Here is a 233-nt window from a genome sequence, read left to right on the forward strand (position 1 = left end):
GCTCGAACACCGAAGCGGGACCGCCCGAAAGGATGATCGCCTTGGGGTCCTTGGCGAGCATCTCGTCCACGGGCATGGAATGCGGAACGAGTTCCGAATAGACATGTGCCTCTCGCACCCTGCGTGCGATCAGCTGCGCATACTGTGCGCCGAAATCAACGACGAGAACGGGTCCCTGTGGCATGATCTCCCTTACATTCATTGGAAAACGGCAGCCGCAACGCCGGTAATCA

The 233-nt window shown here is 58.8% G+C and carries 1 protein-coding gene; it reads right to left on the reverse strand.

The window, feature by feature from the left end; all coding sequences use genetic code 11:
- Positions 1 to 184: glutamine amidotransferase-related protein (locus B3C64_RS04585; RefSeq protein ID WP_414632162.1), on the reverse strand; the 184-nt coding region annotated here is incomplete at its 3' end.
- Between the last annotated feature and the right edge of the window lie 49 nt (positions 185 to 233).

The sequence above is a fragment of the Bifidobacterium sp. UBA6881 genome (assembly GCA_002451435.1).
In the GTDB taxonomy this organism is placed as follows: domain Bacteria; phylum Actinomycetota; class Actinomycetes; order Actinomycetales; family Bifidobacteriaceae; genus Bifidobacterium.